Origin of the sequence: Microbacterium lemovicicum (genome assembly GCF_003991875.1) — a bacterium.
Taxonomy (GTDB): domain Bacteria; phylum Actinomycetota; class Actinomycetes; order Actinomycetales; family Microbacteriaceae; genus Microbacterium; species Microbacterium lemovicicum.
On record NZ_CP031423.1, the window covers coordinates 995,519 to 1,013,300 of the forward strand.

The following is a 17,782-nucleotide window of genomic DNA, read 5'->3' on the forward strand; positions in this document are numbered from 1 at the left end:
CATGGCACACCTCTGGCGCGGAGTCCTCCGCGAATACGCCGACCGGCTCGGCGTGACCGACGACTCGACGGTGGTGACGCTCGGCGAGGGCGGCACGCCGCTCCTGCCCGCTCCCGCGCTGTCGCAGCGCACGGGCGCCGACGTGTGGGTGAAGTTCGAGGGCATGAACCCCACCGGCTCGTTCAAGGACCGCGGCATGACCGTCGCGCTGTCCCGCGCGGTCGAGCACGGAGCGAAGGCCGTGATCTGCGCCTCCACGGGCAACACCTCGGCGTCGGCCGCCGCCTACGCCGCGCACGCCGGCATCACCGCCGCCGTGCTCGTGCCCGAAGGCAAGATCGCGATGGGCAAGCTCAGCCAGGCCGTCGCGCACAACGGCCGCCTCATCCAGATCCGCGGCAACTTCGACGACTGCCTCGAGATCGCGCGCGAGCTCGCCGACCACTACCCGGTGCACCTCGTCAACTCCGTCAACCCCGACCGCATCGAGGGGCAGAAGACCGCCGCCTACGAGGTCGTCGAGGTGCTCGGCGACGCGCCCGACTTCCACTTCATCCCCGTCGGCAACGCCGGCAACTACACGGCCTACTCGCGCGGCTACCGCGAGGAGGCCGACCGCGGCGTCGCGACCAAGGTGCCGCGCATGTTCGGCTTCCAGGCCGAGGGCTCCGCGCCGCTCGTCCGCGGCGAGGTCGTGCGCAACCCCGAGACGATCGCGTCCGCGATCCGCATCGGCAACCCCGCATCGTGGGAGCTCGCCCTCGAGGCGCGCGACGCGACCGACGGCTGGTTCGGCGCCATCGACGACGCCCGCATCCTGGCCGCGCAGAAGCTGCTGTCGTCCGAGGTGGGCATCTTCGTCGAGCCCGCCTCCGCGATCAGCGTCGCCGGTCTGATGGATCGCGCCGAGCAGGGCCTCATCCCGGCCGGCTCGCGCGTCGTCCTGACCGTCACGGGCCACGGCCTCAAGGACCCGCAGTGGGCCCTCCGCAACGCCGACGGCAGCGACGTGACGCCGACGGTCGTGGATGCCGCGACCTCCGAGGTCGCATCCGTGCTGGAGCTCGTCCCGACCTCCGCGGGAACGCCCGCGTGAACGCAGCCGGCGGCGGGGAGCGCGCCGGGCACCGCTCGGTGCACGTGCGCGTTCCCGCCACCAGCGCGAACCTCGGTCCGGGCTTCGACACCCTCGGCCTCGCGCTGAGCGTGTACGACGAGCTCGTCGTGACCGAGCTCGGTCACGACGGCCTCGAGATCCACGTGACGGGAGAGGGCGCGGCATCCGTTCCGATGGATGCCTCGCACCTCGTCGTGCGGGCGATGGCGCATGCCTTCGCCTCTGTCGGCCGCCCGCTCCCGGGCGTCCGCCTCGAGGCTGTCAACGCCGTGCCGCACGGCCGGGGACTCGGGTCGTCCGGCGCCGCCGTCGTGGCCGGGCTGCTCGCCGCGAAGGGGCTGCTCGAGCCCGAGGTCGAGCTCGACGCCGACGCTCTCCTGCGTCTCGCGACAGAGCTGGAGGGGCACCCCGACAACGTCGCCCCCGCCCTGTTCGGCGGGCTGACGATCGCCTGGGTCGACGAGACCGGTCCGCAGCACAAGAAGCTCCTCGTGCACCGCGGCGTCTCGCCCCTGGTGTTCGTGCCCGAATTCACGATGTCCACGAGCGTGGCGCGCAGCCTCAACCCCCTGAACGTGCCCCGTGAGGACGCGGTCTTCAACGTGTCGCGCTCTGCGCTGCTCATCGCGGCGCTGACGCAGAGTCCCGAGCTGCTGCTGGCCGCCACCGAGGACAAGCTGCACCAGAACTACCGCGCCCAGGCCATGCCCGAGACCGACCGACTGGTGCGGGCACTCCGTGCGGAGGGCTTCGCTGCCGTCGTCTCCGGGGCAGGTCCCAGCGTGCTCGTGCTGGCAGACGGCGCCGGCAGACGCCTCGAAGCGGCCGATCTCGCGCACTCCGTCGTCGACACTCCCTGGGACGCCCGCATGCTGGCCGTCGACTTCAAGGGTGGTACAGTGAAGGAGTACACGGAGGGTTCCACGTAACACGTGAATCTGGCCTCCGGCGCAAATCTGCGACAGCACTGCATACCCCTCAGCCACTGACGGGAAGAACGCGGCCTTCGGGCCGCCCCCACCGTCGAAGGCATCGCGGGCACGGATCCGTCATGTACGGATCCTCATGCGGTCGTGCACATCCACCCGCTTCACAAAGGGAGAACTCGTGGAGTCCATCTCCGAGATCCATGCTGCTGAGCCTTCGGCCGACGAGCGCGTAGACGCGTCCGCCACCGAGGAGAACGGCACCGGCGCTTCGAACGCCGACACCACCACCGCTCCGGCGGACGACGCTCCGGCCGATGAGGCCGCGGAGGTCGAGCCCGCCGAGGACGAGACCGCTGAGGTCGCTCCGGATGCTGCGACCGAGACCGCCGCGGACGCTTCGGCTGCCGACGCTGTCGCTGCCGACGCTGCTCCGGCCGAGCCGGTCGCCGACGCTCCGGCTGAGGACCCGACGCCGGCCGACGTGCCCGTCGAGACGGCCGAGGCCGTCGCCGACGAGAAGCCGGCCAAGGCGCCGCGCAAACGCGCCCCGCGCCGGGCCAAGAGCTCCGACCTGCCCGCCGCTCCGGCCGAGACCGCGGCCGAGACGCCGGCTGCCGAGACCGCCGCCGGCGCGACCGACGCCGCTCCGGCCGAGGCCGCGGCATCCGACGCCGTTGCCTCCGACACCGCTTCTTCGGACGCCGGCGCTCCGGCCGAGACGGCCGACGCCTCCGCTGCGTCCGAGACCGCCGCCGCCGACAGCACGTCGTCCGACGAGGCGCCCGCCGCCACGACCGAGCGCGCCCCCGCCCGGTCGGGTCGCTCGACCGGCCGCGGCCGCAACGCCCGCGCCGCGCAGGCGCCTGCCGACGAGACCGAGGCTGCTGACGCCGCCCCGGCCGCCGACGACGCGCAGCCCACCGCTGACGCCGACGCCGACGAGCGGACTCAGAACACGTCGGCCTCGAACGCCCAGAACACCCAGGGCGACGACGACGGCGCCGACGCGAACGGCGACGGCGACGGATCCGACTCCGGGTCCAACCGCGGACGCAGCCGGAGCCGCAACCGCAGCCGCAGCCGTGGCGGCAACGCCAACGGCAACGCCAACGGCAACGCGCCCCAGAACGGCAACGTCCAGAACGGCAACGCCCAGCAGGGCAACGCCCCGCAGACGGCACAGGGCGGCAACGTCCCCGCGCAGGCACAGGCCGACCAGGACGACGCTCCGGTCAACGGCCGCGGCCGGCAGCAGCAGCAGCAGCGCAACAACAACGCCAAGCGTCGCGGTGCGCCCAACGCCAACGGCGACGAGTTCGAGACCGAGATCACCGAGGACGACGTCCTCATCCCGATCGCCGGCATCCTCGACGTGCTCGACAACTACGCCTTCGTCCGCACCAGCGGCTACCTCCCCGGCACGAGCGACGTCTACGTCTCGCTCGGCCAGGTGAAGAAGTACAACCTCCGCAAGGGCGACGCCGTCGTCGGCGCGATCAAGCAGCCGCGCGAGGGCGAGCAGTCCACCCGCCAGAAGTACAACGCGCTGGTCAAGGTCGACTCGGTCAACGGCCTCTCGGCCGAAGACGCCGGCGACCGCGTCGAGTTCGGCAAGCTCACGCCGCTCTACCCGCAGGACCGCCTGCGCCTCGAGACGGCTCCCGAGAAGCTGACGCAGCGCATCATCGACCTCGTGGCGCCGATCGGAAAGGGCCAGCGCGGCCTCATCGTCGCGCCCCCCAAGGCCGGCAAGACCATCGTGCTGCAGCAGATCGCCAACGCGATCGCGACGAACAACCCCGAGGTGCACCTCATGGTCGTGCTCGTCGACGAGCGGCCCGAAGAGGTCACCGACATGCAGCGCACCGTGAAGGGCGAGGTCATCGCCTCGACCTTCGACCGCCCCGCGGAAGACCACACCACGGTCGCCGAGCTCGCCATCGAGCGCGCGAAGCGCCTCGTGGAGCTCGGTCGCGACGTCGTCGTGCTGCTCGACTCGATCACCCGTCTGGGCCGCGCGTACAACATCTCCGCGCCGACCTCCGGCCGCGTGCTGACCGGCGGCGTCGACGCTTCGGCGCTGTACCCGCCCAAGCGCTTCTTCGGCGCCGCGCGCAACATCGAGAACGGCGGATCGCTCACCATCCTCGCGACCGCGCTCGTGGAGACCGGTTCCAAGATGGACGAGGTCATCTTCGAGGAGTTCAAGGGCACCGGCAACAGCGAGCTGCGCCTGTCGCGCCAGCTGGCCGACAAGCGGATCTTCCCCGCGGTCGACGTCAACGCCTCCAGCACGCGCCGCGAGGAGATGCTGCTGTCGGCCGACGAGGTCAAGATCACCTGGAAGCTGCGTCGCGCCCTCGCCGGCCTCGACACGCAGCAGGCCCTCGAGGTCGTGCTCGGCAAGCTCAAGGAGACCTCGAGCAACGTCGAATTCCTCGTGCAGATGCAGAAGTCGATCCCGACGCCGACCGGCCACAGCCACGGGCACGAGAACAACATCCGCTGATCCGCGGGGAGGAGCACACCGTGTTCGACTCCGTGAAGCCGCTCCTCGATGAGCACAAGGCCGTCCAGGAGGAGCTCAGCGATCCCGCCGTGCACGCCGATGCGGCGCGCGCCAAGCGGGTCAATCGCCGGTACGCCGAGCTCAGTCGCATCGTCGCGGCCCACGACGCGTGGGCCGCGGCATCCGATGACCTCGAGGCCGCGCGCGAACTCGCCCGCGAGGACGACGCGTTCGCCGAGGAGGTGCCCGCTCTCGAGGAGCGCGTCGCCGAGACGCAGGAGAAGCTGCGGCGGCTCCTGATCCCGCGCGATCCCGACGACGCCCGCGACGTCATCATGGAGATCAAGGGCGGCGAGGGCGGCGCCGAGAGTGCGCTGTTCGCGGCCGACCTCCTCCGCATGTACCTCCAGTACGCGGCATCCCGCGGCTGGAAGACCGAGCTCCTGGAGCGCACCGAGTCCGACCTCGGCGGCTACAAGGACGTGCAGGTCGCGATCAAGGGCTCCTCCGCCGACCCCGCGCAGGGCGTGTGGGCGCACCTCAAGTACGAGGGCGGCGTGCACCGCGTGCAGCGGGTGCCGGCGACCGAGTCGCAGGGGCGCATCCACACCTCCACGACCGGCGTGCTCGTCTTCCCCGAGGTCGACGAGCCCGACGAGGTCGAGATCAGCCCGAACGACCTCAAGATCGACGTGTTCCGCTCCTCGGGTCCGGGTGGACAGTCCGTCAACACGACCGACTCCGCGGTGCGCATCACCCACCTGCCGACCGGCATCGTCGTGTCGATGCAGAACGAGAAGTCGCAGCTGCAGAACCGCGAGGCCGGCATGCGCGTGCTCCGTGCCCGCATCCTCGCTCGGCAGCAGGAGGAGCTGGATGCCGCGGCATCCGACGCCCGCAAGTCGCAGATCCGCGGCATGGACCGCTCCGAGCGGATCCGCACGTACAACTTCCCTGAGAACCGCATCGCCGATCACCGCACCGGCTACAAGGCGTACAACCTCGACCAGGTGATGGACGGCGCCCTCGGCCCGATCATCGAGTCGTGCATCGCCGCCGATGAGGAGGAGCGTCTGGCCTCCCTCGGCCAGGACTCCTGACCCGCCCCGCGTCAGCACTGACCGCGAGACTGCACCCGACCGGCCACACGTCGGGTGCGACCCTATGTTTCGCCGCGCCGCTGCAGTCTCGCGGACGAGCGGACGAGCGGACGAGCGGACGAGCAGACGGGCGAGCGGGCGTCAGATGATGTAGTCGGGCGCGGTCAGCAGGGCGCGGGTGTCGAGACCCTCGCGCCGCGCGCGGGGCTTCGCGGGGACGCCGACGAGGATGCTGCCTTCCGGAGCATCCCGGGTCACCACCGCATTCGCGCCGATGACCGAGTCCGCGCCGATCGTGATCGGCCCGAGCACCTTGGCACCCGCCCCGACCGCGACGCGGTCGCCGACGGTGGGGTGGCGCTTGCCGCCCTCGCGCTGCCGTCCGCCGAGGGTGACGCCGTGGTACAGCATCACGTCGTCGCCGACCTCGGCCGTCTCTCCGACGACGACGCCCATGCCGTGGTCGATGAAGAACCGTCGGCCGATCACGGCGCCGGGGTGGATCTCGACGCCGGTCAGCGCGCGCGTGACCTGCGAGCCGGCGCGCGCCGGGAAGCGGATGCCGCGCACCCACAAGGCGTGCCACACCCGGTACGCCCACACGGCGTGCAGGCCGGGATACAGCGCGGCGATCTCGAGGCCGCTCCGGGCGGCGGGGTCGCGCAGGCGCGCGGCCGCGACATCCTCGCGCATCCGCGAGACGGCGACGCGCACGCCCGACAGCAGACCGGGGAGCGGCATCAGTCCTCGCGCAGGTCTTCGTAGAGCGCGGTGGAGAGGTAGCGCTCGCCGAAGGACGGAATGATCACGACGATGTTCTTGCCGGCGGCCTCGGGGCGCTTCGCGACCTCGAGCGCGGCCCAGATCGCCGCACCGCTCGACATGCCGACCAGAATGCCGTCCTTCGAGGCCGTCTCGCGCGCCAGGCGGATGGCGTCGTCGAACTCGACGTCGATGACCTCGTCGATCACGTCACGGTCGAGGATCTGCGGCACGAAGTTCGGTCCGATGCCCTGGATCTTGTGCGGGCCGGGGTGCCCCTCCGTGAGCATGGGGGAGTCCTTGGGCTCGACGGCGATGACCTTCACGCCGGGCACGCGCTCCTTGAGCACCTGTCCGACGCCGGTGATGGTGCCGCCCGTGCCGATGCCGGCGACGAAGTAGTCGACCTTGCCGTCGGTGTCGCGGAGGATCTCCTCGGCCGTGGTCTTGCGGTGGATCGCGGGGTTCGCCTCATTCGCGAACTGCTTGGCCAGCACGGCGCCGGGGGTGCGGGCCGCGATCTCCTCGGCCTCGCCGACGGCCTGGGTCATGCCCTTGGTCGGGTCGGTGAGCACGAGCTCGGCGCCGAACGCCTTCAGCAGCAGCCGGCGCTCCTTCGACATCGAGGCGGGCATCGTCAGGATCACCTTGTAGCCGCGGGCGGCTCCCACCATCGCCAGGGCGATGCCGGTGTTGCCGCTCGTCGCCTCGACGATGGTGCCGCCCGGCTTCAGCTCGCCGGACGCCTCCGCGGCGTCGACGATCGCGATGCCCAGGCGGTCCTTGACGCTGGAGGCCGGGTTGTAGAACTCGAGCTTCGCGAGGATCTGCGCGTCCACCCCCTCGGCGACGCGGTTGAGCTTTACCAGCGGGGTGTTGCCGAAGGCGGTGGTGATGTCGGGATGGATGCCGGTCATGACAGGCCTTTCGCGGGGCGGGCGGGGCGGCGATACGCTCGCTCAGCCTACGGGAGCGCGCCCGCAGAGGTTCCTGTGTGACAGGCCGCCTAGGCTGGGTGATCGCCATGACCACGCTCCCGAACACCCCTGCCGAGCCGTCACGCGCCGTCTCGCTCTCCGCCGCGCTCCGCGAGGCCGTGCAGGCGCTGGCCGCCGCCGGCGTGCCGGATCCGGACGTCGACGCCGACCTCCTCGCGGCGCACGTCCTCGGCGTCGGTCGGGGGGGCGTGCAGGCGGCCGCCATCCGCGGCGACCTGCTCGCGCCCGAGCACGACGACGCGCTGCGCGCGCTCACCCGTCGCCGTGCGACGCGCGAGCCCCTCCAGCACCTCACCGGCACGGCGCCCTTCCGCCACCTCGAGCTGCGCGTCGGCCCCGGCGTGTTCGTGCCGCGGCCCGAGACCGAGATGGTCGCGCAGCTCGCCGTCGACGCGCTGATGGCCGCGGCATCCCCCTCTCCGATCGCCGTCGACCTCGGCACCGGGAGCGGCGCGATCGCCCTCGCCCTCGCAACGGAGGTGCCGCACGCCCGCGTCTACGCCGCGGAGAACTCCGCCGACGCGCTTCCGTGGACGACGGAGAACTTCGCGCGGGTCGGCGCCGACAACGCGCAGCTCGTGGACGCCGACCTGGAGCACGCGTTCCCCGAGCTCGACGGGACCGTCTCGGTCGTCGTGTCGAACCCTCCGTATGTGCCGGATGCCGCGATCCCGCGCGACCCGGAGGTGCGACTCTTCGATCCCCCCGCCGCGCTGTACGGGGGGCCGGACGGTCTCGACGTCGTGCGCATCCTCAGTCGCGTCGGCCTGCGGCTGGCCCACCCCGGCGGCACGATCGTGCTCGAGCACGGGGAGTGGCAGGGCGAGGCGATCCGGGGCATCCTGTCCGCGGACGGGTGGCGCGCGGCATCCACCCATCCCGACCTCACGATGCGCGACCGCGCCACCACCGCCCTCCGGCCCTGACGCGCACGGCATGCGGGGTTCCCGCCCGTAGAATGAGCGCGCCATGTCCTCTCTCTACGACTGCCGCGACGAGGCGCAACTGCTCCCCGGCATGCGCCACGCCCGTCAGGCCATCGGCCGGGGGGAGCTCGTCGTCCTGCCGACCGACACCGTCTACGGCATCGCCGCCGACGCGTTCAACGCGCGCGCCGTGCAGGGCCTGCTGGAGGCCAAGGGCCGCGGGCGGCAGTCGCCCCCGCCGGTGCTGGTCGCCGGCTCGACCACGCTCCGCGCGCTCGTCGCCGAGCTGCCGGAGGCCGTCGAGAGACTCGTCGAGAGCTTCTGGCCCGGAGGTCTGACCATCGTGCTGCCGTCGCAGCCGTCGCTGTCGTGGGATCTCGGCGACACGAACGGCACGGTCGCCGTGCGCATGCCCGACAACCGCCTGGCCCTCGAGCTGCTGGAGGACACCGGTCCGCTCGCGGTCTCCAGCGCGAATCTCACAGGCAAGGCCGCCGCGATCATGGCCGCCGACGCGCAGGCCATGCTCGGCGACAGCGTCTCGGTGTACCTGGACGGCGGCCCGTCGCGCACCGGCATCGCCTCGACCATCATCGACGCGACGCGCCTCGTCGGCGGGCAGGACGACCCGCGGGTGACGGTCCTGCGGGAGGGCGCCGTCGGACTCGCCGCCCTGCGCTCGGTCCTGGGCGACCTCCTCGAGCCCGACCCCGTTCGCGAGGGCGCGCGCGAGACGGCGGTCGCCGAGGACCCGCACGCGTGAAGCAGTACGTCTTCGTCATCATCCTCACGGCGGCGATCACGCTGACGCTCTCGTGGGCGGTGTGGCGACTGAGCCTGCGCTTCAAGCTCTATCCGGGCATCCGCGAACGCGATGTCCACAAGACGCCGACGCCCCGGCTGGGCGGCATCGCGATGTTCCTCGGGGTGTGCGCCGCCTTCGCGGTGTCGGCCCATCATCCGTTCTTCTCGATCTTCTGGGCCGACCCGAAGGCCGTGCTGTCGATCCTCGCCGCGACGCTCATCATCGTGCTGGTCGGTGTCGCCGACGATCTGTGGGACCTCGACTGGATGATCAAGCTCGGCGCGCAGTTCCTCGCCGCCGGCATCATCGCGTGGTTCGGCGAGCTGCAGATCTACACGCTCCCGATCGGCGGACTCACGGTCTCGAGCTGGGTGAGCTTCACGCTGACCGTCTTCTCGATCGTGATCGTGATGAACGCCGTCAACTTCATCGACGGCCTCGACGGACTGGTCGCCGGCGTCTGCCTCATCGCGAACGTCATCTTCTTCGCCTACTCGTACATCCTCGTCCGCGACATCGGCGCCAACTCGTTCTTCAACCTCGCGTCCTTCATCGCCGCCGTGCTGATCGGCGCGTGCGTGGGATTCCTGCCGCTCAACTGGAGCCCCGCCAAGCTCTTCATGGGCGACTCCGGTGCGCTCATGCTCGGCCTGCTGATGGCCTGCTCGGCCATCGCCATCACCGGCCAGCTCGAGCCCGCGGTCCTCGACCCGGCGGAGTTCGGCCGCTCCCAGCTGCTGGGTGCGTTCATCCCGATCCTGCTGCCCATCGTCGTCGTGCTGCTGCCCCTGCTCGACTTCGGCCTCGCGGTCATCCGTCGCATGAGCGCCGGCAAGTCGCCCTTCTCCCCGGATCGCAAGCATCTTCACCACCGGATGCTGGACATGGGCCACTCGGACCGTGACGCGGTCCTCATCTTCTACGCGTGGACGGCCGTCGTCGGTCTCGCCGTCCTGCTGATGTACATCGGCACGCAGGAGGATTGGCCGGGGGAGTACCTCATCGGCGTCGCCTTCGGCGTCGTCGGCGTGGCCGCCTGCCTCGCCGTCACCCTGCTGCCCTCCCACCGCACCCCTCACCAGGAGTCCCTCCCATGAGCCCCAGTCCCGTCACGAGCACGCCGATCCTCCGCACCGCCCTGGTGTGGTCCGCGATCGTCGCCGCCGTCCTCGCCGTCGTCTTCGGCGTCGTGGGCTTCCTCGTCGGAGGAGGGGAGGGCCTCGGGAGCGGCCTCCTCGGCGTCGTGCTGTCGGCGGTCTTCCTGGCCATCACCGCCGGCAGCATCCTCATCGCCAACCGCTGGTTCGGAGATGCGCTCTACGTGCCGATCTTCTTCGGGATCGTGCTGGGCGGCTGGATCCTCAAGCTCGTCGTCTTCGTCGTCGCGCTCCTGCTGCTGCGAGGCCAGCCCTGGATCGATCCGATGATCTTCTTCATCGCGGTCGTGACGTCCGTGATCGCATCGCTGGTCGTCGACGTCGTCGTGCTGCTGCGCATGCGCGTTCCCACCGTGAGCGACGGCCGGCTGCCGACGGCCGTCGTCGACGACGAGGCTCCGGTCTCTCGACGTGGAGACACCGGCGCCGTCTGAGCGCACATCCGGCCCGCGCGAGTTTGGTAGGGTGGAGACTGCGCCCGCCCCCTCAGCCGTATTCTTGCTGGGATTCTGCGGAGTGACTCACCGACCATCGTCGCACCGGCCTGAGCCTGTGCCCCTGAGCTGGAGCCAGCGCTGTTTACTCACGTCGCGAGCCTGATCGCCATTGCCGCCGAATCGGACGATAGCGGCTTCCACCCGCCCTCGATCGAGGAATTCTTCCCCGACGCCATCTTCTTCGACGGCACCATCTTCGCGATCACGCGCATCAACCTGATCCAGATGCTGGCCACGGCCGTGCTGATCCTGGTCTTCATCCTCGGCACGCGCCGCATGAAGCTCGTTCCGGGCAGGTTCCAGAGCATCGTCGAGATGGGCCTCGACTTCGTCCGCGTCAACATCGCGCACGACCTCCTCGGGCGCAAGGACGGCAACCGCTTCCTGCCGATCCTGACGACGTTCTTCTTCATGATCCTGTTCATGAACCTGACGGGAATCATCCCGTTCCTGAACATCGCCGGCACCAGCGTGATCGCCGTGCCCCTCCTGCTCGCGATCGTCGCCTACGTGACCTTCATCTACGCCGGTGTCCGCAAGAGCCCGGGCAACTTCTTCAAGAACTCGCTGATGCCCCCCGGGCTGCCGTGGTTCCTCTACATCCTGATCATCCCGCTCGAGTTCCTCTCGACCTTCATCATCCGGCCCGTCACGCTGACGCTCCGACTGCTGATGAACATGATCGTCGGGCACCTCATGCTGGTGCTGTTCTTCGCGGCCACCCAGTTCTTCATCGTCACCCTGAGCGGCTTCTGGTCGCTGCTCGGCGTCGGAACGCTGGCGTTCGGCTTCGCCTTCACCCTCTTCGAAATCCTCGTGGCCTTCCTCCAGGCCTACGTCTTCGCCATCCTCACCGCGGTCTACATCCAGCTCGCGGTCGCGGACGAGCACTGATCGGGTCGGCAACCGCCGCCCCCTACGAAAGGAAAAACCCCCGTGGACGCAACTACGGTTCTCGCTGAAGTGACCGGCTCGGTCGCGACGATCGGATACGGCCTCGCCGCCATCGGCCCCGCCATCGGTGTGGGCATCGTCGTCGGCAAGACGATCGAGGGCGTCGCCCGTCAGCCCGAGCTGGCCGGCCGCCTGCAGGTCCTGATGTTCATCGGTATCGCCTTCACCGAGGCGCTGGCGTTCATCGGCATCGCCACCGGCTTCATCTTCGGCTTCTAAGCCATCCGCACTCGACTTAAGGAGACAGGATGCTGAGCGCTCTTGTCACGGTCGCCGCAGAAGAGGGCGGCACGCCGACGAACCCGCTGATCCCAGCGGTCTACGACATCATCTGGTCGGCAGTCTGCTTCGTCGTCATCCTCTTCGTGTTCTGGCGGATCGTCCTGCCGCGCATGCAGAAGCTGCTCGACGAGCGCTCCGCAGCGATCGAGGGCAACATCGCCAAGGCCGACGAGGCGCAGCGCAAGGCGGAGGCGGCACTCGAGGAGTACACCGCCCAGCTCGCCGCGGCGCGCAAGGAGGCGGGCGAGATCCGCGAGGCCGCCCGTGACGACGGTCGCAAGATCGTCGCCGAGGCGAAGGACACCGCATCCGCGGAGGCCGCTCGTCTGACCGCGACCGCGCACACGCAGATCGAGGCGGAGCGCCAGACGGCGCTCGTGTCGCTGCGCAGCGAGGTGGGCACGCTCGCCCTCGACCTCGCCGGCAACGTCATCGGCGAGACGCTCACCGACGACCAGAAGGCGCAGGCCGTCGTAGACCGCTTCCTGGCCGAGCTCGAGGCATCCGAGTCTGCTGCGCAGGCTCAGGGTCCGAGGGCGTAATGGGCAGCGCGACCACACAGGCCCGCACGGCGACGACGGCGGCGCTGGATGCCTCCTCGGCCGTCGACCTCGGCGTCGCGCGCGATCTGTTCGCGGCGGCACGCGCGCTCGATGACTCCACCCAGCTGGGCGGAGCGCTGTCGGACGCGTCCGCGACGCCCGCGTCGCGGGAAGCGCTCGTGCGGGCCGTCTTCGGAGCGGTGTCGTCTCCGGCGTCCCTCGACCTGCTGACGACCATCGTCCAGCAGCGCTGGTCGTCGACGTCCGATCTCATCGACGGCATCGATGACCTCGCCGTCCGCGCGGCCTCCCTGGCCGCCGGCGACGCCGACGTCGAGGGTGAGCTGTTCGGGTTCTCCCGCACCGTCGCCGAGAACCCCGAGCTCGAGCTCGCTCTCGGAAGCCGGGTGGGGGATGCCGCGGCGAAGTCCGCGCTGATCGAGAAGCTCCTGGGCGGTCGCGTCAGCGAGGCGACCGCACTGATCGTCACCTCCCTCGTGCGTCAGCCCCGCGACCGCCGGGTGCGCTCGCTGCTGAGCGCGGCGATGAAGACGGTCGCAGGCCAGCGGGGACGCACCGTCGCGACGGTCGTGACGGCTGTGCCGCTGAACGAAGCGCAGTCGTCCCGGCTGGCCGCCGCCCTGACGGCGAAGTACGGCACGCGCGTGTCGATCAACACGGTCATCGACGCGTCGGTGGTCGGGGGTCTGCGCGTGCAGATCGCCGACGACGTCATCGACGCGAGCGTCTCGTCGCGGCTCGCCGACCTCCGTCAGCGTCTCGCAAGCTGACACACGCCGCCGCGAGGCGGAGTTTTCGGGGCACGGAGCCCCACACCGAAGCATTGAGTAAAGGGAAGACAATGGCAGAACTATCGATCAGCCCCGACGTCATCCGTGACGCGCTGAAGGATTTCGTCGCCGCCTACGAGCCCTCGGGCGCCGCGGCGACCGAGGTCGGCTACGTCATCGACGCCGCCGACGGCATCGCCCACGTCGAGGGTCTTCCCGGCGTCATGGCCAACGAGCTGGTGAACTTCGCCGACGGCACCCAGGGCCTCGCCCTGAACCTCGACGAGCACGAGATCGGCGTCGTGGTGCTCGGTGAGTTCTCCGGCGTCGAGGCCGGCCAGGAAGTCACCCGCTCCGGCGAGGTGCTGTCGGTCGCCGTCGGCGACGGCTACCTCGGCCGCGTGGTCGACCCGCTCGGAAACCCGATCGACGGACTCGGCACGGTCGCCACGACCGGCCGCCGCGCCCTCGAGCTGCAGGCGCCGGGCGTCATGCAGCGCAAGTCGGTGCACGAGCCGCTGCAGACCGGCATCAAGGCCATCGACGCCATGATCCCCGTCGGCCGTGGCCAGCGTCAGCTGATCATCGGCGACCGCCAGACCGGCAAGACGGCCATCGCGATCGACACGATCATCAACCAGAAGGCCAACTGGGAGTCGGGCGACGTCAACAAGCAGGTCCGCTGCATCTACGTCGCCATCGGTCAGAAGGGCTCCACGATCGCCTCCGTCAAGGGCGCGCTCGAGGATGCCGGGGCCATGGAGTACACGACGATCGTCGCGGCTCCGGCCTCCGACCCGGCCGGCTTCAAGTACCTCGCCCCCTACACCGGCTCGGCCATCGGCCAGCACTGGATGTACGAGGGCAAGCACGTCCTGATCATCTTCGACGACCTGACCAAACAGGCCGAGGCCTACCGCGCCGTGTCGCTCCTCCTGCGCCGCCCGCCGGGCCGCGAGGCGTACCCCGGCGACGTGTTCTACCTGCACTCCCGCCTGCTCGAGCGCTGCGCGAAGCTGTCCGACGCTCTCGGCGCCGGCTCGATGACCGGTCTGCCGATCATCGAGACGAAGGCCAACGACGTGTCGGCCTACATCCCGACCAACGTGATCTCGATCACCGACGGCCAGATCTTCCTGCAGTCCGACCTCTTCAACGCCAACCAGCGTCCCGCGGTCGACGTGGGCATCTCGGTGTCCCGCGTGGGCGGCGACGCGCAGGTGAAGTCGATCAAGAAGGTCTCCGGGACGCTCAAGCTCGAGCTCGCGCAGTACCGCTCGCTCGAGGCGTTCGCGATGTTCGCGAGCGACCTGGATGCAGCATCCCGTCGTCAGCTCTCCCGCGGCGCGCGCCTGACCGAGCTGCTCAAGCAGCCGCAGTACTCGCCGTACCCCGTCGAGGAGCAGGTCGTCTCGATCTGGGCCGGAACGAACGGCAAGCTCGACACCATCGCGGTCGAGGACGTGCTGCGCTTCGAGCGCGAGCTGCTGGACTACCTCCGTCGCAACTCCTCGATCCTCGAGACGCTGCGCGACACCAACGTGCTGAGCGACGACCTGGTCGCCGAGCTCACGTCGAAGGTGGACGAGTTCATCCCGCAGTTCCAGGCCGGGGACGGTCAGTCGCTGACCCAGCCGGGCAGCGATGACATCGCCGCCGCGGACGCGGGCGACGTCAACCAGGAGAAGATCGTCAAGGGCCGCCGCTAAGGCGGCGCCGCGAGACAGGAACCATGGGCGCACAACTCCGGGTCTACAAGCAGAAGATCAGCTCTGCCCAGACGACCAAGAAGATCACGAAGGCGATGGAGCTCATCGCCGCCTCGCGCATCCAGAAGGCCATGGCGCGCGTTCGGGCATCCTCGCCCTTCGCCCGCGCCGTGACCCGTGCGGTGTCCGCGGTGGCGACGCACTCCAACGTCGAGCACCCGCTCACGCGGGAGCGGCCGGTGATCCGCCGGTCGGCGGTGGTCATCTTCGCCTCCGACCGCGGCCTCGCCGGCGCCTTCAACTCCCAGATCCTCCGCGAGGGCCTGGAGCTGTCGGAGCTGCTCCGCTCGCAGGGCAAGGAGGTCGCGTACTACGTCGTCGGCCGCCGTGCGGTGGGGTACTTCCAGTTCCGTCGCATGCAGACGGAGGCCGAGTGGACGGGTGACACCGACACGCCTCACTTCCGCACCGCGGAGGAGATCGCCGACGTGCTGCTGGCGGCCTACAACCGCGGCGGTGACAACGGCGGCGTCGACGAGATCCACCTCGTGTACAACCGCTTCGTCAGCATGATGACCCAGTCGCCGGAGCAGGTCCGCCTGCTCCCGCTCGAGGTCGTCGAGGCCGACGAGGCCTCGTCCGCGCAGGTGTACCCCCTGTACGAGTTCGAGCCCGACGCCGAGACGGTGCTCGACGCCGTCCTGCCCGTCTACATCCAGAGCCGCGTCTTCAACGCCCTCCTGCAGTCGTCCGCAGCGAAGCACGCGGCCACCCAGAAGGCGATGAAGTCCGCCAGCGACAACGCCGACAAGCTCATCACCGACTACACGCGGCTGCGCAACAACGCCCGTCAGGCCGAGATCACACAGCAGATCGCCGAGATCGTCGGCGGCGCCGACGCGCTCTCGTCGGGCAAATAGACCTCACACGAAAGAGAATGAAGCCATGAGCCTCACCGCTGAGAAGACGCAAGCCCTGGTCGTCGGGCGTGTCGCCCGCGTCACGGGCCCCGTCGTCGACATCGAGTTCCCGCACGACTCGATCCCCGACATCTACAACGCGCTGAAGACCACCATCGTGATCGACGGCGAGTCGAACGAGATCACGCTCGAGGTCGCCCAGCACCTGGGTGACGACCTCGTCCGCGCCATCTCGCTGAAGCCGACCGACGGCATGGTCCGCGGTCAGGACGTCCGCGACACCGGCGGCCCCATCACCGTCCCCGTCGGCGACGTGACCAAGGGCAAGGTCTTCAACGTGACCGGCGACGTGCTGAACGGCGAGCCCGGCGAGACCGTCGAGGTCACCGAGCGCTGGGGCATCCACCGCAAGGCGCCGAGCTTCGACCAGCTCGAGTCCAAGACGACCATGTTCGAGACCGGCATCAAGGTCATCGACCTCCTGACGCCCTACGTGCAGGGTGGCAAGATCGGCCTGTTCGGCGGCGCCGGCGTCGGCAAGACCGTCCTCATCCAGGAGATGATCCAGCGCGTCGCGCAGGACCACGGTGGCGTGTCGGTGTTCGCCGGTGTGGGCGAGCGCACGCGTGAGGGCAACGACCTCATCGCCGAGATGGAGGAGGCGGGCGTCTTCGACAAGACCGCCCTTGTCTTCGGCCAGATGGACGAGCCGCCGGGAACGCGTCTGCGCGTCGCCCTGTCGGCCCTGACCATGGCGGAGTACTTCCGCGATGTGCAGAAGCAGGACGTCCTGCTCTTCATCGACAACATCTTCCGCTTCACGCAGGCGGGCTCCGAGGTCTCCACGCTCCTCGGCCGCATGCCGTCCGCGGTGGGCTACCAGCCCAACCTCGCCGACGAGATGGGTGTGCTCCAGGAGCGCATCACCTCCACGCGCGGTCACTCGATCACGTCGCTGCAGGCCATCTACGTCCCCGCCGACGACTACACCGACCCGGCGCCGGCGACCACGTTCGCCCACCTGGACGCGACCACCGAGCTGTCGCGCGAGATCGCGTCGAAGGGCCTCTACCCGGCCGTCGACCCGCTCACCTCGACCAGCCGCATCCTCGACCCGCGCTACATCGGCGCCGACCACTACCGTGTGGCCACCTCGGTCAAGCAGATCCTCCAGAAGAACAAGGAGCTGCAGGAGATCATCGCCATCCTCGGTGTCGACGAGCTCTCCGAAGAGGACAAGGTCGTCGTGTCCCGTGCGCGCCGCATCCAGCAGTTCCTGTCGCAGAACACCTACATGGCCAAGAAGTTCACCGGCGTCGAGGGCTCCACGGTCCCGATCAAGGAGACGATCGAGTCGTTCGACGCGATCGTCAAGGGCGACTTCGACCACGTGGCCGAGCAGGCCTTCTTCAACGTCGGCGGTATCGGTGACGTCGAGGAGAAGTGGGCTCAGATCCAGAAGGAGAACGGCTGACATGCCGCTCAAGGTGAGCCTCGTCTCCGCTGACGCGGAGGTCTGGACGGGGGAGGCGACGCTCGTCATAGCCAAGACCGTCGAGGGCGAGATCGGCTTCATGGCCGGGCACGAGCCCGTGCTGGCCATCCTGGCCGAGGGTCAGGTCCGCATCACGCAGGCCGACGGCTCGAAGATCCTCGCGAACGCGCAGGACGGCTTCCTCTCCATGGAGGGCGACGACCTCACGATCGTCGCCGGAAACGCCGCGCTCATCGCCTGACACCTCAGATCCGCCGGGAGACCACATCCGCGACGGGACCGCACGCAT

The 17,782-nt window shown here is 69.8% G+C and carries 19 protein-coding genes; 16 read left to right on the forward strand and 3 right to left on the reverse strand.

The features are described from left to right. The first annotated feature begins 1 nt into the window (after position 1). The 4 genes from thrC to prfA all read left to right on the forward strand — a co-directional run bounded on the left by thrC (position 2) and on the right by prfA (position 5,655). Entirely contained in the window at positions 2-1,096 is a 1,095-nt protein-coding gene (gene thrC, locus CVS47_RS04610; RefSeq protein WP_127095036.1) for a threonine synthase, read from the forward strand. Then, entirely contained in the window at positions 1,093-2,046 is a 954-nt protein-coding gene (thrB, locus tag CVS47_RS04615; protein ID WP_127095037.1) for a homoserine kinase, read from the forward strand. Before thrC ends, thrB begins: the two co-directional genes overlap by 4 nt. Before the next feature lie 178 nt (positions 2,047-2,224). Then, a complete protein-coding gene (gene rho / locus CVS47_RS04620; RefSeq protein ID WP_127095038.1) occupies positions 2,225-4,555 on the forward strand; it encodes a transcription termination factor Rho in 2,331 nt (776 codons plus the stop codon). Between the two features lie 20 nt (positions 4,556-4,575). Then, positions 4,576-5,655, forward strand: a complete 1,080-nt coding sequence (prfA, locus tag CVS47_RS04625) for a peptide chain release factor 1 (protein WP_127095039.1) — start codon at positions 4,576-4,578, stop codon at positions 5,653-5,655. Positions 5,656-5,796: 141 nt separating this feature from the next. Here the strand turns inward: prfA and epsC are convergent, their stop codons facing one another. Continuing rightward, entirely contained in the window at positions 5,797-6,396 is a 600-nt protein-coding gene (gene epsC / locus CVS47_RS04630; RefSeq protein WP_127095040.1) for a serine O-acetyltransferase EpsC, read from the reverse strand. Further along, a complete protein-coding gene (cysK, locus tag CVS47_RS04635; RefSeq protein WP_127095041.1) occupies positions 6,396-7,334 on the reverse strand; it encodes a cysteine synthase A in 939 nt (312 codons plus the stop codon). The genes epsC and cysK overlap by 1 nt, the downstream gene beginning before the upstream one ends. A 107-nt stretch (positions 7,335-7,441) precedes the next feature. Between cysK and prmC the strand changes: the two genes are divergently transcribed. From prmC to CVS47_RS04655, 4 genes are read left to right on the forward strand one after another with little or no spacing between them, the layout of a single operon-like run. Further along, on the forward strand, positions 7,442-8,341 hold the full coding sequence (gene prmC / locus CVS47_RS04640; RefSeq protein ID WP_127095042.1) for a peptide chain release factor N(5)-glutamine methyltransferase: 900 nt from the start codon (positions 7,442-7,444) through the stop codon (positions 8,339-8,341). A 43-nt stretch (positions 8,342-8,384) separates the two neighbouring features. Then, positions 8,385-9,104, forward strand: coding sequence for an L-threonylcarbamoyladenylate synthase (locus CVS47_RS04645; RefSeq protein ID WP_127095043.1), 720 nt, complete (start codon positions 8,385-8,387; stop codon positions 9,102-9,104). Next, positions 9,101-10,243, forward strand: a complete 1,143-nt coding sequence (locus tag CVS47_RS04650; RefSeq protein WP_127095044.1) for an MraY family glycosyltransferase — start codon at positions 9,101-9,103, stop codon at positions 10,241-10,243. Before CVS47_RS04645 ends, CVS47_RS04650 begins: the two co-directional genes overlap by 4 nt. Further along, entirely contained in the window at positions 10,240-10,737 is a 498-nt protein-coding gene (locus CVS47_RS04655) for a Cg1360 family ATP-synthase-associated protein (protein WP_127095045.1), read from the forward strand. The genes CVS47_RS04650 and CVS47_RS04655 overlap by 4 nt, the downstream gene beginning before the upstream one ends. A gap of 149 nt (positions 10,738-10,886) precedes the next feature. Here the strand turns inward: CVS47_RS04655 and CVS47_RS16895 are convergent, their stop codons facing one another. After that, positions 10,887-11,036, reverse strand: coding sequence for a hypothetical protein (locus CVS47_RS16895; protein WP_241240281.1), 150 nt, complete (start codon positions 11,034-11,036; stop codon positions 10,887-10,889). On the opposite strand from CVS47_RS16895, the gene atpB reads away from it, so the two are divergent. The 8 genes from atpB to CVS47_RS04695 all read left to right on the forward strand — a co-directional run bounded on the left by atpB (position 11,002) and on the right by CVS47_RS04695 (position 17,734). After that, the gene (gene atpB, locus CVS47_RS04660; RefSeq protein WP_378791070.1) at positions 11,002-11,694 is read left to right on the forward strand and encodes a F0F1 ATP synthase subunit A; all 693 of its coding nucleotides are present in this window, start codon (positions 11,002-11,004) and stop codon (positions 11,692-11,694) included. The two genes, CVS47_RS16895 and atpB, sit on opposite strands and share 35 nt — an antisense overlap. Before the next feature lie 42 nt (positions 11,695-11,736). Then, the gene (atpE, locus tag CVS47_RS04665; protein WP_127095047.1) at positions 11,737-11,973 is read left to right on the forward strand and encodes a F0F1 ATP synthase subunit C; all 237 of its coding nucleotides are present in this window, start codon (positions 11,737-11,739) and stop codon (positions 11,971-11,973) included. Positions 11,974-12,002: 29 nt separating this feature from the next. Continuing rightward, the gene (locus tag CVS47_RS04670; protein WP_127095048.1) at positions 12,003-12,578 is read left to right on the forward strand and encodes a F0F1 ATP synthase subunit B; all 576 of its coding nucleotides are present in this window, start codon (positions 12,003-12,005) and stop codon (positions 12,576-12,578) included. Then, a complete protein-coding gene (locus CVS47_RS04675) occupies positions 12,578-13,369 on the forward strand; it encodes a F0F1 ATP synthase subunit delta (protein WP_127095049.1) in 792 nt (263 codons plus the stop codon). Before CVS47_RS04670 ends, CVS47_RS04675 begins: the two co-directional genes overlap by 1 nt. A 71-nt stretch (positions 13,370-13,440) precedes the next feature. Beyond that, positions 13,441-15,078 (forward strand): F0F1 ATP synthase subunit alpha, encoded by a 1,638-nt coding sequence (gene atpA, locus CVS47_RS04680; protein ID WP_127095050.1) that lies wholly within the window; start codon positions 13,441-13,443, stop codon positions 15,076-15,078. Positions 15,079-15,101: 23 nt separating this feature from the next. Continuing rightward, a complete protein-coding gene (locus CVS47_RS04685) occupies positions 15,102-15,998 on the forward strand; it encodes a F0F1 ATP synthase subunit gamma (protein WP_127095051.1) in 897 nt (298 codons plus the stop codon). A 25-nt stretch (positions 15,999-16,023) separates the two neighbouring features. Continuing rightward, positions 16,024-17,472 (forward strand): F0F1 ATP synthase subunit beta, encoded by a 1,449-nt coding sequence (gene atpD / locus CVS47_RS04690; protein ID WP_127095052.1) that lies wholly within the window; start codon positions 16,024-16,026, stop codon positions 17,470-17,472. Between the two features lies 1 nt (position 17,473). Beyond that, positions 17,474-17,734 carry a F0F1 ATP synthase subunit epsilon gene (locus CVS47_RS04695; protein ID WP_127095053.1) on the forward strand — a complete coding sequence of 87 codons (261 nt, stop codon included), beginning with the start codon at positions 17,474-17,476 and terminating at the stop codon, positions 17,732-17,734. Positions 17,735-17,782 lie beyond the last annotated feature (48 nt).